This is a genomic window from Flammeovirga sp. SubArs3 (assembly GCF_947387565.1).
In the GTDB taxonomy this organism is placed as follows: Bacteria; Bacteroidota; Bacteroidia; order Cytophagales; family Flammeovirgaceae; genus Flammeovirga; species Flammeovirga agarivorans.
In genome coordinates this window covers 242,023-260,360 of sequence record NZ_CANDOA010000006.1, presented here as the reverse complement: position 1 = coordinate 260,360, position 18,338 = coordinate 242,023, and the positions used below count along the sequence as shown (strand labels likewise).

The 18,338-nt window shown below is 34.2% G+C and carries 6 protein-coding genes; all 6 read right to left on the bottom strand.

The features are described from left to right. Positions 1-381: 381 nt before the first annotated feature. Entirely contained in the window at positions 382-1,926 is a 1,545-nt protein-coding gene (locus QL232_RS18130; RefSeq protein ID WP_281615233.1) for a RagB/SusD family nutrient uptake outer membrane protein, read from the bottom strand. A 2-nt stretch (positions 1,927-1,928) separates the two neighbouring features. Further along, positions 1,929-4,922: a TonB-dependent receptor gene (locus tag QL232_RS18125; RefSeq protein WP_281615232.1), complete on the bottom strand. Its 2,994-nt coding sequence runs from the start codon at positions 4,920-4,922 to the stop codon at positions 1,929-1,931. Between the two features lie 69 nt (positions 4,923-4,991). Continuing rightward, the gene (locus QL232_RS18120) at positions 4,992-6,455 is read right to left on the bottom strand and encodes a hypothetical protein (protein WP_168884432.1); all 1,464 of its coding nucleotides are present in this window, start codon (positions 6,453-6,455) and stop codon (positions 4,992-4,994) included. Positions 6,456-6,809: 354 nt separating this feature from the next. After that, entirely contained in the window at positions 6,810-11,672 is a 4,863-nt protein-coding gene (locus QL232_RS18115) for a sulfatase-like hydrolase/transferase (RefSeq protein ID WP_281615231.1), read from the bottom strand. A gap of 353 nt (positions 11,673-12,025) precedes the next feature. Continuing rightward, positions 12,026-13,909 (bottom strand): biotin/lipoyl-containing protein, encoded by a 1,884-nt coding sequence (locus QL232_RS18110; protein ID WP_168884430.1) that lies wholly within the window; start codon positions 13,907-13,909, stop codon positions 12,026-12,028. Between the two features lie 415 nt (positions 13,910-14,324). Next, on the bottom strand, positions 14,325-18,332 hold the full coding sequence (locus QL232_RS18105; protein WP_281615230.1) for a two-component regulator propeller domain-containing protein: 4,008 nt from the start codon (positions 18,330-18,332) through the stop codon (positions 14,325-14,327). Positions 18,333-18,338: the final 6 nt, after the last annotated feature.

Genomic DNA, 18,338 nt, shown 5'->3' with positions numbered 1-18,338 from the left:
GTCATGCATCAGTAAGTCATTGATATTTTGTTTCAAATACCAATAGGGATCTTTTCTAAGCCATTCATAAATTATTTCTTTTCTAAATTTTAAATTCATTTTAACTCTTTTCACTTGACAATAATGTATATGGATTTTGTGATTCATTTTTATAAAGTACAACCGAGGTAAAACCCCGATCGTACTCTTCAGTTTTATTTCTTAATACTACTTCATTGTTGTAGTCACTTGTCTTATGTATAAACTATAACCTTAATAAAACTCCGATTGACATCGTATGAATATCATATATTGGGATAATAATGGTTTGTAATATTTGTACATTTCGCACAACACAAATGATTACTAACCATTATTATTATACTTTATTTTTATATCTATTTACCTTGGATTTTGTGTTAGATTCGGATTCAACTCTAAATCAATATCAGGCAATGGCAATAGATAAAAGTTCTTATTTGATGGATCTCCAATTAATGGATTTTCAGAAGGGTCTCTATCTGATAATGCATTCGCTAACGTTTCTGTTCTGATCAAATCAAACCATCTTTTTTGTTCGCCAATAAACTCCCAACCTCTTTCATCAATCACATCTTGAGCTGTAAAAGCCATTAAGTCATCTGCGTCTGTTTGATTTGTCGGTACCCCTTTACCTCTTCTTCTTACTTGATTAAGGTATTCAAGAGCTTTGGTAGCTTCTCCACCACCTCCATTTACTTGTGCCTCTGCATAAATTAACATCATCTCTGTAATTCTATACATCGGCAAATCTAAATCAGAAGAAGGAGCAGTTGTTCCTACTTGATCTTCATATGGTAAATCCTTATTTACCGTACCACTATAAAACTTGCTTAAGAATGGGTGTTTCCAAGTAAACTCTTCCCACGGAATAGTTGTACCGTCTTTGGTCTTCAATTCTGATAAGAACGTAAAATCCTTTCTATTACCTTCTGGAAACTTGTTGTAATAAGCAATCTCCACATAGATATCTTGGAAACCTCCCAGCTCACCCGGCTTTGTAGTTTGAGAAGCGAACGTTGTAATTAAGCCTGCCCCTGGACAGTTTATTACATTACAGAATTTTAATTGCCAGATATATTCAGTGTTACTATCCTGACGATTATAATCAAAGATTGGTGCAAAATCTTCCTCAAAAGAAAAACCTCCATTATTAATTACGTCCTCAGCTGCTTTTAAAGCCAAAGCATAATTTTCCGTTTCCTTTAAAGGCCAACCAGCCATCGTTAAGTGAACATCAGCTTTTAAAGCTTTTGCTGCCCAATAAGAAACTCTACCTCTTTCCACTTGTTGCTTTGGTAAATGTTCAAGAGCAAACTCTAAATCAGAAAGGATTTGTTGGTAAACTTCCTTTACCGGTGTTCTTGTTAAGTTGGCATTCTCTTGACTATAAGATGGATCAAGAACTACAGGTACATCTCCATACAAACGAACCAGCCTAAAGTACGACCACGCTCTTAGGAAATAAGCTTCAGCACCCATTGCCTTTACCGTTGTCTCATCTTCACCTCTAGCAATTAGGTCTTCTATCCCTTGAATTGCAAAATTACTTTGTAAGATTACGTCGTAGGGTAAATTCCATCCCGTACCAGAAATATTGATATCTGAAGAACCAATATTCAATTGATCCCCAGCTTTAAAATCAGCTTTATTACCACCAGGTTGAGAGGTGAAATCATCCGCTCCCATAAATACTGTTCTCGATCGTGCTCCACCTAAGGATCTATTCCAAGCGTTATCGACTAATTGTCTATATGCTGCTGTTAAAGAATGATCCAAGTTTTCTGTCGACTGGAAAAAGTTATTGATCGTTGAGCGATCTTCTGGAGTTTCTTTTAGAATAGATTCACAAGAAGTTGCTAAACAAAAGAGGGCTCCTGCTGCTATAAAATGTTTTAGATGCTTCATTTCTATATTCCAAAATTAAGTCCGAAAGTATATGTAATAGGTAGTGGAAATGATCCTCTGTCGATACCTGGTGCTAAGTTTGACCCTGAATTAGATTCTGGATCATACCCTTTATAGTTTGTAAAGGTATAGATGTTTTGTGCTCCACCATACACTCTTAATTGAGCTTTGTCCCAAGGCACTTGATACGCTAGTGTGATGTTTTTGATTCTAATAAAACTCGCATCTTCAACAAACAATGAAGACTGTGCTCTATATCTTGCGTTCAACGATGGTAATGAACCATTACGGTCAAAAGAATAACTGTTGTAAATCTCTGTAGATGTCGCATCTAATACTCCAGATCCACCACCAAGTAAACCGTGTTGTGGCAAGTTAAATACATCCACTCCATGTACCCCTTGAATAAAGATATTTAAACTCCAGTTACCGTAATCTAAATAAGAGTTGAAACCCCAAGTCATATCTGGGTGACCATTACCAATTACTTCCATATCTTCGATAGAAATAGTACCATCACCATTCGCATCATAATAGATCGCATCACCCACTTCTAAGTTTGGAATCTCTCCTTCAACAGGTGTATTTGATTTTTTCACACCAACATATCTGTAACCATACAGTTGGCCTACCTGTTGACCTTGAATTAGAATATGAGATTGTCTTTCAAATCCTCTTTCATTGATATTACCCACATACACTGTATCCTGAGGAATAGCTAACACTTCAGATTGGTTATAGTTAAAGCTAAGTGTGTTACGCATTGAGAATTTCCCTCCAGTGGTCCACTTGTAAGTTAATTGAAGTTCAACTCCTTGATTTTGTAACTTACCTGTGTTTGATTTTACTGTTCCACCACCAAGGTATCCTGGCACTACTGAATTAAAATGTGAGTCATCCGTAATCTTATTATAGTAATCTGCGTTCAATTGAATCTTATCGTCTAGCAAACCTAAGTCGAAACCAAAGTTTGTCTGTCTTGAAACTTCCCAACGTAATTCTGGATTTGCTCGATTGGCTCCATTTTCAATTCCTTCCGCATAAGCTAATTCCGTTCCTTGAAAAACATAAGGTCCAATTCTAGGGTTAGTTAAATCTTGAACCTGAAAAGCATTTAGAGAGTTTACATTACCAATTTCACCGTAACCAACTCTAAGCTTTAACATTGAAACTACCTCAGAATATTTCAAGAATTCTTCATTAGAAAGCTTGTAGGCAAACGCTGCTGAGTAAAAATCGTCCCACTGATTATCTTCTGGAAGTCTAGATGAACCATCTAATCTTACGGAACCCGTTAATAGAATTTTGTCTTTGTACGAGTAACCTACTCTACCTAAAGCAGATAACATTCCTTCAGGTTCCATCACATTGATGACTTCAGAAAGTGTTCCTTCTTGATCTTCTCCTTGATCATATGATGTAGTAAAAAACTCACTCTTATTTTTACGAGAAATCACCTCAAATACTGCTGTTGCATTTAATTTATGATCGCTGCTAAATTCTTTATTAAAGTCTAACTGTGCATTACCTTGATACTTGACATTACTCCCTGTTAATTCATAAAATGAAGAAACAGAATTTGGAGTAGCTGGTTCATATCTTGTAAAAGTATCATTATTGATATCTCTATATTGCATCGCACCAAATACTTTAAAACTTAGCTCTGGAATAATTTTCTGAGTCAGTGATAAGTTGGTAGCGTAAGTTTTTTGATTCGTATTTCGTAAAATCTCTTCCGATAAATAAACCGGATTTCTTAGTACAGTTGCACCATATCCTTGGAAACCTGTATAATCATTCGTTGTTTCATCATATACTTTTAAGTTTGGAGACCAAGCAGTAGCTGCGGCAACCACATTATCAGATCCATTTTGTCCTCCTTGAGCGGTGTTCATACCTTTCTCTTGAGTAAATGAACCATTGAAATTTAATTTCGTCGAAGATGTTAAATCAGATGAAATCGATAACCTAGATGTATATCTTTTGTAATTTGTATTTCTTAAAATACCTTCATCATTTCTTGCTCCTAATGAGAAACGCATTGTCGTTTTATCCCAACCTTTTGAAAGAGAGATGTTAGCATTATCAGAATGAGCTGTTCTGAACACTTCATCTTGCCAATCTGTACCAAAACCAGGAGTACTTTCAGCCTCTCTAATTTCTAATCTTGAGAAGATCTCATTCGCTCCAGCTTCAAGTTTTTTCTTGTTGACAATTTTCATGTAAGATACAGGATCTAGCAATTCCAATTTGTTATTCAGTTGGGATACTGTGTGGTAATATTCAGCATTAACTTTTAGTGGAGAGTTTTTCTTACCGCCTTTAGTTGTTACGATGATCACACCATTGGCTCCTCTTGAACCATAGATCGCAGTTGCCGAAGCATCTTTTAGTACAGAGATATTTTCAATATCGTTAGGATTGACTGCATTGATATCGCCATCGATTAGACCATCAATTACATATATTGGATTTCCTGTAAATCCCCTAACGTTTACTTTTGGAACTGCACCCGGTGCCCCACTATTTTGTGATACTACTACACCTGCCATTTTACCTTGTAACATTCCTTGAACGTTAGGTACAGGCTGCAAATCTGAATCTTCAGATGTCACTACACCTGTTGATCCTGTTAAATCTGATTTCTTTTGAGTACCATAACCGATGACTACAATTTCTTCTAGTTGTTCCGCATCTTCATTGATTTGGATCGAAATATTTGTTTGGCCTTTATATGGAATTTCTTGAGTCACATATCCGATTGAAGAAACAACAATGACATCGCTGATACTTAATCCTCCTAATTGAAATTCTCCACCAAAATCACTTACAGTACCTTTTGTTGTACCTTTTATGATCAAATTGACATAAGGAACAGGCTCACCATTAACATTGGAAATAACTCCTTTTAAAGTACTTTCTTGAGCAAATAGTTGTGTTGAAAATAGAAGAAAAAATAATAGACTGTAAAAAGAGTATTTGGTTCTATTTTTCATAAAAATATACGTTTAGATAAGGAGATATTGCTATCTATTTCAGAGCAATACCTCCATAAATTTCATTTCTTATTGAAGAGAACAGTCACTACCAGAGTTAGTTAATACTCTGTTGTTTAATGAAAGATCGTTACTGTTTTGAGCAGCACTATGTTCTTGGAATAATGTTGCTAACCATGTATCACCTACTCTAATACCTGTAATTGAAGCAGTTGGTGTGTTTACAGTTTGAGTTCTTTCTCTAATAAAGATATTTGTTAAGTCAGTTGGATCAACACCTAAACCACCATTGTAATCAGCATCAATTACAGCTTTTGGTTCAAGGTCACTCATTGATGTTGGAATTTCATCTCCTTCAGCGAAAACATACAATTTAGAAACATCGTTGTTGTCGCCCTCAACAAATTCATGACTTAAAACAACCGCGTAAGTCTTCCCTAAAACATAGCTTTCCTCTGATAATACATAAGGATTACCTTCATTTTCTTTAATGATACCGAATTTAAACCCTCCTTTATCATCACTGATCGCTACCACCTTGATTACATTGTTGTTAGCTGAACCTGAAGTTGCATTCGAAAGTGCAATGATATCACCAATACCAAATTCATCTGCTGTTCTTGCTGTTCCTAACTCATCCACCTGGATCAATGCTGACATAAATACATCATCAGTGTAACCATCTGCGGCAAATCTTCTTGATGCACTTGTGTTGTTTCCTTCATTTTTACCAGCGATACAATTTCCATTCTTTTTGTTCAACCAGTTCCAAAAGTGCCATGATCCATCATTATCAATCACCATGTTTCTATGTCCATCTACAGAAGGATAACCACTAAATGCTAAGTTTGAATCGTCAGATAAACCAACACTTGCTCTTAATGTTGCTCCGTTTAATGGAATTGGTAAATACCAAACATTCATTACTTCATTATTAGGAACAGTAGTCTCAGGATATCCTGCACCAGAATTAGCAGCGTTTACTACAGTGTCAGTATTTAAATCCCAACCCATAATACCTGAGTCTAATGGCATTACATTAGAATAACCTGTGTATTGTTCAAAATACTCAGACATAAATAAAGTACCTTGAATTTCAATCGCTACTTTAGCTACTAAACCAATTTTTACATCTTGTGCCCCTGTTGATTTTAATGCTAAATCACCTGATAAATTTCCTTGGAAACCTGCTGGAGGTACTGCTCTTACATATACGTTAGCATTTGCACCTTCAAGTAGATCTAAAGAGATTTCTAACTCCTCAGCTACAAAGTCTGCATCTTCTATAAGTGATGCTTCGAAGTTTTCTGGAATTTCAATCATTACAGATTCAGATAAATCAAAAGCAGAAATCGCAATTGTTTTTACCTCTGAGATTTCTTCTACATCTAGATCACCAAAATCTACTGTAGTCACATCAGCAATGATCTCAGGATTGAGTACTTCTACTTTGTTATCCTCTTCTTCAGAACAAGAGGTGATAAGAGTAGAGAGCATGAATAGATAGAATAAAGAAATAATAATTCGTTTCATTCCGTTTGTTATTTGGTAAATAAAAAATTCAAATTGATGTTTCAAAAGTAGTGGGACCAGTAGGAAAAAAAGGGGGTATATTCATCAACAAGGAAGTAAATAACGTCATTTGTACACTATATGGGGCATTTATGCATAAAGTACGAATATACCCCAGTACTGATTTTTCTAATTGAATAGATCACAGGGCTTTAGAAAGAATTACGTAAAACTATACTCGTTTTATTGAAAATGACGAGCGAACATTCTTCTCTTTTTATTGGTTTTAGAAACAGAGCTCATATAAAGAAATGGACATAAAAAGACCCTTAGACTTTTACATCTAAGGGTTCTATTTTCGGTTATCCCGATTACTTATTTGATAATCACTTTTTGTTCTTTGGTATAAAAATCATTCTCTATTAAAAGTAGGTAAACTCCACTCGACAATTCATTGGTAGGTAGAATGATTCGCTCTACATTACTTCCCATTTGATGAACGATCAACTGTCCCATTAAGTCATAGAGTTTTATACTCAAATTAGGAGAAACACCACCCAAATCAATTAAAAAGTTATTCCCTTTTTGAATAGGGTTTGGATATACTTTTAATTGATCTTCCAATAAGATTTGATGATTGTTTGTTCTTGATCCAGTAGTTTGTTGTAACTCTCCAATTTCAATTTTATCAATCTGAGGTGAATCATAGAACTTAATAGAGTTTAACCCTTGATTGAGATCTACTATGATTTTATTATCAGCAGAACTACCACCTTGGTAACACCATTTTCCAGTAGATGGTAGAGAAATTGTCTGATCCACTCCATTTACTTCTATTACAGCAGTAACATTTGTACTTGTCATATAAGTGATAATTAGCTCATATTCTCCATCATTAAAGATTTCTATATCATTAAATGAAACAGCGTTTACTATACCACCCGTTAACCCTTTTACTGATTTTCCTCCTGAAGAAGTCGCACAATTATAGGCCAATGCGGTACCTGATAATACTGCATTTTCTGCTTCCCAAGCTCCTCCAGATGAAGGCAACTCAATATGGATTTTATCAATTATAGGGCTATCAAAAAACTTAATTGTATGATCGCCTGCATCTAAAGTGATATCAAAAGTATAATCTCCTGGTGATCCACCTTGATAACACCATTGACCAGTAGCAGGTAAAGTTAATGTTTGAACTTCAGCTCCATCTATTTGGCAGTTTAATGTTGCTTCACTTGTTGCATAATAACTTACCGTTAATTGATAAGTGGTAGCGATATCCACATTTAAACCTTCAAAAATTAATGCATTCGAAGTACCTCCTGTTAAACCTTTTACCATCTCGCCTTCAGAAGCATTTCCACAAGTAGTGATTTCCGCTGTTCCAGTTAAAGTGGCTAATTCTGCTTCATAAGTTGGTCCAGGTTGAGGAGTTGGTGGAGGTGGAACTTCACCTTCTTCGAATGAAACTATTTCAATTTTATCTAAAGTGATATTACTTATTGAAATTGTATTTGCTCCTGAAGTTAATGGTTTCACAAATTGGTAGTTACCTGCCACACCACCTTGAGCACACCAACCATTCGTAAATTGAAGTAATACTTCTTCAGCTGGTGAATTGTTGATACTTAATTGAATCGGCTCAATATCAGGATTCATGTAATACACTTTTAAGATATACTCTTTAGCTTCATCAACATTTACAGTAAATGTAACTGTACCATTTTCGGCTTCCACAATCTGACTTCTAGAAGCCGTTGAACAACTTACTGAGTTTCCACTAGAGATTACAGCATCTTCGGCTTCATAAACTGTAGTTTTTTGTGATAAAGGAACACCAGAACCATTATAAGCACCAATATTTGTTTCCATTGATAAATCAACGGGATTCCCGTAGTAATCTTTTTCAGCCGCAGAAGTTACGTCTTTAAAAACCCCTTGCCCCGCATAAGGGAAAGTTGGTTCTTGGAAAGACTCCCCACTTTTCAAGGCTGGACTACCTTCTTTTAATTGATATCCCAACTCATTGTGAGTACCTTCCCCAATAAACTCAGGGTTTTGTTCAATTCTTGTTGCATCAAGATTCTTCAAACTAGAGTTGAACTCACCTCCAAAGAATATATTCTTCTTAAAGTTTGTAGTCGTTGCACTGTTTTTATAAAAACCTGAACCGATACCTAGCTTAGAATCCGATTCTAAGAAAATGATGTTATTGATAAAATTAAATTCTTCTACCTCAAATAAAACCTTAGCATTTGTGATCTGATTGTCATAATCGCGGCCACCATAGATTGTATTATTGTAGATATGTACATCTCTACTTTTCTTATTATTGCTGGAGAATTTAGAAATCCATAATAATAGGTTTTTGCCTCCTCTATCTGTATCTGCATCATTGACACTGATATTATATCGCCAAATAACATTGTCATTATCACCTAATGTTTCACAGAAACCACCAGCAGCATCTTCAGAATAATTGTATTGATACAAAATATTTTTGTTACCATAATCCACATGCATACCACTAGAATCTCCGTCTCCTCTTGCATGTTTCGAAATATTGAATTGAGCAACAACACCATCACAACCAAAAGTCCACATACCACTACCTCTTTTTGCCATTCTTGAATCTGAATTCGCTCCGCAGAATTGCATGTAGTTGTTTTCATAAAGAATTCTATTGGAAACAGATAAAATAGCTCCTGAACCTCCAATATCTACAAATTGGTTGTTTTTGATAATAATATCTGTTGACCATCTTCTCACCCAAATACCTGTTCTTTGAAGATCTGTGAAATAAGAATCTTCGATTATGATATCCTTCGCAAAGGATTCTTCTAAATAAATAGCTGTTGAGCGTACACTGTTAAATGGAATACCATCAAGACCTAAACTATATACTTTATCGAAATATAAGTTAGAGAAATAGAGATGTTCGTTAAATGAAAGCGTATCTGTCTCTTCAATTGCTTTTTCAAACTCTTTGTTGGAATAACCCGTCGGTAACTTTCCATTTACTCCTGCTTTGTGTTCTCCTAATTGCTCTGTATAATTTAAAATACCGAAAGCTTTATCATTATCTACCCCTTCCATGGCGTCGAAACGTTCATTACGAATATGTAGATTTTTGAATTCTAGGAAAGATTGATCAACAATCAAAATTGTAGTTAATGGATCAGGAACCCCATCATTACCAGTACTACCTGATAAAATAGGTAAGGCGCCGTTTCCATAATCTTTATAGATGATTGGAGCATTATCAATACCTGAATAATTACAATCCAATTGGCCAATAAAAGTATCTCCTCTTTTAAAATGTACCCAATCTCCTGGTTGTAACGCTATCGTGTTTAGTTTAGCTATTGATGCTATCGGACTATCCATACTTGTCCCAGAGTTAGTATCATTTCCATTGCTACTACTCACATAATAGTTAGTCCCTGTAGTTCTTTGCGTTGTTGTAATTGGAAGAATAACGTCAGTTATTTCTTCTCCACCCGAACCATCATTTACAGATAAAGTTAATTGATCGTTAGTACCCACAGCACTTGTAGATTGATACGCAATTTCACCATCATTTACCTGTCTTTGTGTAAATTTATGTCCTATCAATAACTCCTCTCCATCTCTTAAAATTGTACCATTATTTGGTAAGGATGTAATGGTATAGGCAATCACATTTGCATTTTTTATTGGATCTGTAAACTCAATATTTGAAGTCGAAATTACAGATAAAGAATATTCTTCAGCACTTAATGTTTGAACTTGCTTTTGTTCCAATTTTGTCGCTTCCTTAAAAGCTGCAAATCGATCAACTATTACCTGACAGTTCTTAGCATTGTTTGCTGTTGGACATACATTCTTTAAGATAGTTGCTCCGTACCATGAAGGTAAATCCAATGTATTGTTCCAATTATTGTAAGCAATTACCAAATCTGATACATTTTGAGATGCAGCACTATAAACATTCGTTGTTTCAGAAATATCTGAGTCTAAATTATAAAGTACAGTGTCATATAAGTTATTTGCTGGATCGGTAGCTTCAAATAACAATTTATTTACCCCATCTGAAGCAATTCCCCAACGGTCTAACTTTCTCCAATAAAGGATAGAATGTAAAGGGGTATTCACTTGATTAGAGGCTTGAACTAAATCTTTACCGTCAAGTTCAGCATATTTTGAATCCGATAGATTTCCTCCAGCTGCCTTAATGAAAGTTGTTGTTAAATCTAGAGAAATAACTTGTTCGCCGTAGGTAGTATTAGATGGAATTTTTGTGTTCCAAGTAGCAAAAAATGGCACTCTTAATCCCCCTTCATATTGACTACTTTTATTTCCTTTTAATACACCATTATCAGTAAGACCAACACCACCATTATCACTTAAGAAAACAAAAAGTGTATTTTCATACTGTTGTTTTTCTTTTAGTAGATCTATAATACGTTTAACATTATCATCTACATTTTTGATCATCCCATAATAATTCTTCTGGTCACTAGATAAGGAGGTATTAGCATCAAATAAAGCTTTATCTTCTGGTTTTGCCTGAAATGGTCCATGGGGTGCAGTATATGACATAAAAGCAAGGAATGGATTACCTGCATCAATCTCTGATGTCATAAAAGCAAGTGCATCATCTGTAAGAAGATCTGTCAGGTAGAAGTTGTTGTCTGTTGGCTCTACTTCTACTCCATTTTTTCTTAACATCTTATTAAAGGCTGTCTCTACTTTATTATAGTTTCTTGAACCAGAAAGTAGACCATAGAAATAATCAAAACCTCTTGTATTAGGTCTATGATGATCTTCTTCTCCAACATGCCATTTACCAAAAAGAGATGTAGTATAACCCAAATCTTTTAGATAATCTCCCATTGTAGGAACATTAGGATCAATCCCAACATCATGCGAAGTATGATCAGGAGAATTGGAATACGTTACAATGTTATACTCAAAACCTATTTTGTTTTGGTACTGTCCTGTAAGCATGCCTGCTCTCGATGGAGCACAAACCGAATTAGTCACGTACCCTTGTGAAAAGATGGTTCCTTCAGCAGCCAATTGGTCAATGTTTGGTGAGATGGCTACTGTGGATCCTTGGAAGCCCCAATCCTTATTACCTGCATCATCTACAAGGATAACGACGATGTTAGGTTTAGTCTGAGCAATTGAGTTCCCCGCCAGCAGGCACAAGAGTACCTTTAACAGAAATCTCGGAAGTAATAATGATTTCATATTTAATTGTAGTGTAAAATGTTAAGAGTATTCAACTATCAATACTTTTGCTGGTTGTCGTATATGTTGATAGTTGTTCATTTCATACTCATGAAAAGTTAAAAGAGATATCAATACACAAGAAATGCTCGATATCACATATCACAATTATACCCTACAGAGACAGATAATTATGGGGTATTTTATGCAAGAGAGGGGGTAAAATGACTCTTTAATGAAATTACCCATAGAACTTTTACAATAATCTTTACTCAAACAAAAAAAGAGCTGCTCCATGACAAAAATGCCATTTCACAACTCTTTAGAATTGTAACTAGAAATCGTAAGATCTCTTATTATTCTTACTTAAATATTTATGCTAATTCTAAAGCAGAAATATCTTCTTCTGATGAAACAATATCAAGAATCATTTGACCTGATGCTACCACATCGCCATCTTCAACAAAGATATTGTTTACATAACCACTGAATTCTGCAGTGATTGTATTTTCCATTTTCATTGATTCTAAGATCATAATAGGGTCTCCCATCTTGATCTTATCACCCGTTTTTACAACAACTTCTAAGACTTTACCAGGCATTGGTGAATTGGCTTTTCTACCAAGTTTTACAGGTTCTTGTACTTTTTCAACTACTTTCTCCTTTTTAACCTCAACTGGCTTTTGTGCTTCGAAACGTTCTTTCTTCAAGTTTTTCAAGTAACCTTTAGCCACTAATGGGAATAACTCCAATAAAAGCTCTTCTTCATAGTTTTCAGCTAACTTTACATTACCGAATTCTGGTAATGTAGGGTTGTCTTGTGCTTTGTAGTTACTTGTATCAAATGGTCTTTCGTCTGCATGACCACAGATTTTTTCTCTAAATTCAGGTTTAACAGGAATTGGCGTTTTACCATAATCCCCTTTCACTAAACTCATAAATTGGTTAGAAGTATTAGAATACATCTCCTTACCCGCTTTTAAACTCATGGCTGCATTTACTGCCTGAGCCCCAACAATCTGGCTCGTAGGTGTTACTAATGGAGGTAAACCTGCATCCATACGTACTTGAGGGATCAATTTCATTGCTTCGTCCAAAATCTCATCAGAACCTAAAGCTTTTAATTGAGCCACCATGTTAGAATACATACCACCTGGTACTTCTGCCTCTTTTACTTTCGTATTTGGTTTAGGGAAGTTGAAGTGATCTTCAATTTGATGACAAATTGTTAATAATAAATCCTCATTTCCGCTATTTACTGCCTGAATAGCATCATCAAATAGTTTATCGATGTTAGCAGGTAACGTATCTGTTAGAGGATTGAATGGGTTAGGGAAACTATCGTAGGCATCGAAATCTCTTAATTCTCTACGGATGTCTACAAGTTTTTCATTTATTTCAGCTACAGCTTCCATATTCACATCGATGTTGATACCCAATTTTTGAGCAAAAACATAGATTAACTCAAGGGCTACACCAGCAGAACCTCCAGCGAAGTTCCAAATGTTTGTATCTACAATATCAGCACCACTCATTACGGCACTTAATACAGCAGCCAAACCATAACCTGGAGTACAGTGTGTATGGAAATCTACAGGAATTGTTAGATTGTCTTTAAATAGTTTTACCAGTTTTGCTACTCTCATCGGTGGAATTAAACCACTCATATCTTTGATGGAGATCATGTCAGCTCCTAGCTTTTGCATTTCTAATGCTTTGTCTAAGAAGTACTGGTCTGTAAATACTGGTTTTGGAAGTGGTTTACCTGTAAAGAATCCTTTAATTCTTTCCATTGTAGTGAAGTGCGGATCAATAGTATAACAAACTGCACAGTCTGCAATACCTCCATATTTCTTCACATACTTGATAGTTGATTTAATATTATTAGTATCATTCAGAGCATCAAAGATTCTCATGATACCTAAACCATTATTTATTGATGTCTTACAGAAGCCTTCAATAATTTCTTCAGTATAAGGAGTATATCCGAACAAATTACGGCCACGCGACAAGGCTGTCAACTTACTTACATTGCCTACAGACTCATGGATAGTTTTTAGACGAGTCCAAGGGTTTTCACCTAGATAACGCATTACTGAATCTGGTACTGCACCACCCCAAACTTCCATTGCATAAAAGTTGGCATTTTGGTAATCAGGTAGTAATCTATCTACTTGATCTTGAGTCATTCTTGTTGCAAACAACGATTGTTGACCATCGCGAAGAGTTAAATCTCTTATTTTTAACGTCTTTGACATAATATTTAAGTAAGTATAGTTATAATTCACAACAGCTCTTTTAAGTCTCCTTTTGTTCAATGGTCACCGATATAAAAAAATACAAAACCATCATCCTTGTACACGCACTTAAATAGAGCATCACACTTTGATAAATCAAAAATACAGGTTAGAGATATCTATAATGATGACCTAGTTCGTTGGTTAAAGAATGACTTCACACACCTTTTTTTATATAATAATATCAAATAAATAGAACCTTATTTCGAATTGAGTAAAAAATATTTTCTATAGTTCACTGATTATCAATTGTATTTTATACGATTGCTTGATGTCGTAAAAAAGAAACATTTGTCACCTTTATAAAAAAGCACCTCCTATTTTCGTCCAAAATAAGAGGTGCTTTTTTAGTGTTTTCTTTGATATAACAGAAAAATTAACTGTTCATTACCAACATTTCTTGTTTTTTCTTCTCTCTATACTCCTTTGGTGATACACCAAACTGTTTAGTAAACTCTTTTTTGAAATACTTGTAATCATTAATTCCGACCATACTACCTATCACATACAACTTCTGATCATCTTCTATTAATAATTCAGAAGCTTTCTTTAAACGTATCGATCGAATAAAGCCTGCGATGGTCATTCCGGTTAATCCTTTTAGCTTTCTGTACAGTGTGGATTGACTCATACAGCATTGTTCTGCTAATGTTTCCACAGAGAAAGATTCATTTTCTAGATTCGTATTAATAAATTCTGAGACATCTTGTAAGAATTTTTCGTCTTTATTCTCTGTATTCAGATTAGTGTTTGGCTCAAATCTGACTTTATTTTGGAAGTACCTCTGTACTTTTAGTCGGTTCCTTAACTGAGTCTCAACCTTTGTGTTTAAAACTTTTACATCAAACGGCTTTCTTATATAATCATCAGCACCAGATTTTAACCCTTCTATTTCATGTTTATTATCAGTCTTCGCCGTTAATAGTAAAACAGGAATGTGTGCTGTTGATATATTATCCTTTAGTATTTTACATAGATCAATACCATTCATCTTCGGCATCATTACATCAGTTAAAATAAGATCTGGAATAATTTTAACTGCTAGTTCTTTTGCTTCTACTCCATTTGCCGCAGTAGTAACCTGATACCTATCTTTAAAGATATCCTCTAAATACTCTCTAATTTCTTCATGATCATCTACGATAAGAAGGCTTTGTTTTTCCCTAGTATTCTCTGCATCTGCAGTAGTTGTTTTCTTTTCATTTTCTTGTTCTTTGATACTTGAAACTTCTTTTACCGATTGATTTTCTATTAATGAGTGAGGAATGGTCACAGTGAATTCAGTTCCATTATTTTCTTCTGATCGGATTGAAATTTCTCCTTGATGTAGCTCTACAATCTTTTTAGTTAAAGCTAATCCAAGGCCAGTACCCATCATATTAATGCTCTCCACATCCTTAATTTGATAATATCTATTGAAGATTTTTTCTTGCTCAGTAGCAGAAATCCCTTTTCCTGTATCTTTTACCGTCAGTGTTACATGATCAGAATTATTTGAGATAATCATCTTCACCTTACCATCTAATTTTGTAAATTTAAATGCATTGGTTAGAAGATTACATACGACCATTTCCATTTTATCATGATCGAATACAAGATTAAAATCTGTGGCCTCTTTCTCTAAATCAAAATAAATGCTTTTGGATTCTGAATGGTTTTTAAAATTCAGAAAAATCTTATCAATAAATCTCTCAAAGTTATGTTCTCTTAGATTCAATTGAAGCATTCCATTCTCTGCTTTTCTAAAATCTAAAAGATTATTGATAAGTGTTAGGAGACGCTGTGCATTATTGTTTATACTGACCACCTTATTTTTCATCACAGGTGTTAGATCCATATCCATGATTTCACTCAGCGGACTAATGATCAATGTCAGAGGTGTTCTCAATTCATGGGAAATATTAGTGAAAAACATCAACTTCGATTCATTCAATTCATTGTCTTTTTCACTATTAATTTTTTCAATCTTTAAATCGTTTTCTAATTTTGATTTTAATATTATAAAACGCAATACTAAATAGATAACAACAATTAAACTTGATAAATATAAAAGTTTAGCCCACCATGTTAAGTATAAAGGAGGGGCAATGGTAAACGTTATCGTTTTAATTGCACTGTAATTTTTTCTATCGTAGGTCGACCTTATTTCTAGGTGATATATTGATGGTTTTAAGTTAATTAAATTGATGAGCTGATTATCTCCATTATCAATCCAATTTTTATCTAGTTCTCTGATTCTGAATTGATAAAAAATAGTACTATTTGCATGATAATTTGGTGAAACTACTTTAAATGAAAGTGTATTTTCGTTATAAAAAAGGTGAATATTGTCTTCAAAATTCACTTCTTCTTCCAATAAGATACGTCCGTTTCTTTCTGCCTGTACTTCAACTCTTTTCTGGTTTACATAAAAGTCTGTGACAAGAATGGAAGGAACCACTTCAGGTTGTAAACTTATTTTTTCTAGATCAAGAACATATAAACCATTAGTACCACCAAAATAGATCTTTTTCCCATCATTATATATGGCATCATTGTTCATGACATTATTGAACCTTTTCTCTCGATCAAAGTTGATGATACTTTTCTCATTTGGGCTTATAGTTCCGATTCCTAAAGTATTACTGAACCATAATCTATTATTATAATCAAAAGTGACACCTTTGATACAGTCATTATTTAATCCATCATCGACTGTAAATACTTTTTCAATTTTAAACCCATTGGAAATGTCTGCTTTTATTAACCCCTGTGCAGTAGATAACCAAAGCTTTCCCTCTTTTTCAAGGTTTATAGATAATATCACAAGTGATGATTTTACTTCATCTTTAATATGTCCATAGATGTTATAAAAATCACTCTTATCCTGATCAAAAATTTGTAATCCTCCATAAGAACCAATCCATACCTTTTTAGATCTATCTTTTCCAATTGCACTTACTCTATTATTAACAAGGTTACTATTTTTAGTAGTATAAATGCTAGGTAGTTCAAAATTTGGATCTTTTTTAAGGTCAATCACTAATAAACCATTCATTTGTGTACCTATATAGAGGATTTCATTTTCATCTAATAAGACCGAATTCATTCGGAATTTTCTCAAAAAATGACCTAAGTATTTTTTCTGGTTATTCGTATTGTCTATAATATGAATTCCCTTTTTTCCAGCATAGATTATCTTATCTCCCCAAGGTATAACTTTCGTTACTTTTTCTTTTTTATTATCAGGAAATTTTTGAAATAGTGTTGAACCTTTAGTCAGATAAGAGAGTCCACCAGACCATGTTCCACACCATAATGTACCGTAATTATCTTTATAAATTGATAGAATGTTATTATCTGATAAACCAATGTTATTCGTAAAAGTATTATGATAATTCTTGATAGAATGTTCATGAATAAGTTTTACCAAACCTCCATTAGCCGTACCTACCCAAATGTTTTTATCTTGATCGAAAAAGATATCCAGAATGGCTTCGTATTGAGAATTGGTCTCATAATCTTTAATTAATGGAAGCTTCGAAAAATATTTCTGTTCTCGGTCACTAACAAATAATCCTCTTGTCCATGAACCTACCCAAATTCGGCCTTCCTGATCTACTTTTATTGTATTTAGCCCTTTCATTCTGTCCAACGTTTTATCTGAAGGAAAAGATTGAATCACCATATCTGTAGTGGCCATTTTGTACAAACCTTTAGCGGTACCAATAATAATTTGATCCCTAGGTGCATCGTAATACAACTCCATCACTTCACCATATACTTTTCCAGCAGAAATTAGTCGATCTTCTGAAGGGTCATATTTATATAACTTACCGCGTGATGCAAACCATATGTTACCAAAAGTATCTTTAATTAGATGAAGTACTTTAGAGTTTTCAACAAATCTTTTTATTATTCCCTTTTCTTTATTGAAAACAACTACTCCATGATAAAATGTAGAAAGCCAAAGGTTACCATCAGCATCCTCAGTAATAGATGTGATTCTATTGATTGGCCTATTCTTTTTAGTTAAGATATTATCGTAATGTTTAAAATAATCTAATCGACTATTATAATGAGATAATCCCCCACTATTAGTACCTACCCAAATGATACTATCATTTTGAAGATAAACTGCACTAATATTCTCATTCTTTAAACCGGTATATCTTAGAGATGGCCTTTTGACATTAAAGTTCTTACTATCATAAACCACCAATCCACTATTGGTCGCTAACCAAAATAGTTTATTATGATCCTGTCGTATTTTATAGGTGTAATTTGTTGGTAAACCGTTGGAAACATTGAAGTACTCAAACTGATAGGAATCTAAGATTTGTTCAGCATAAGTATCAATAGAAATAATAGACAGAAGATAAAAAAGTAATAGCTTAAATTTCATGTATTA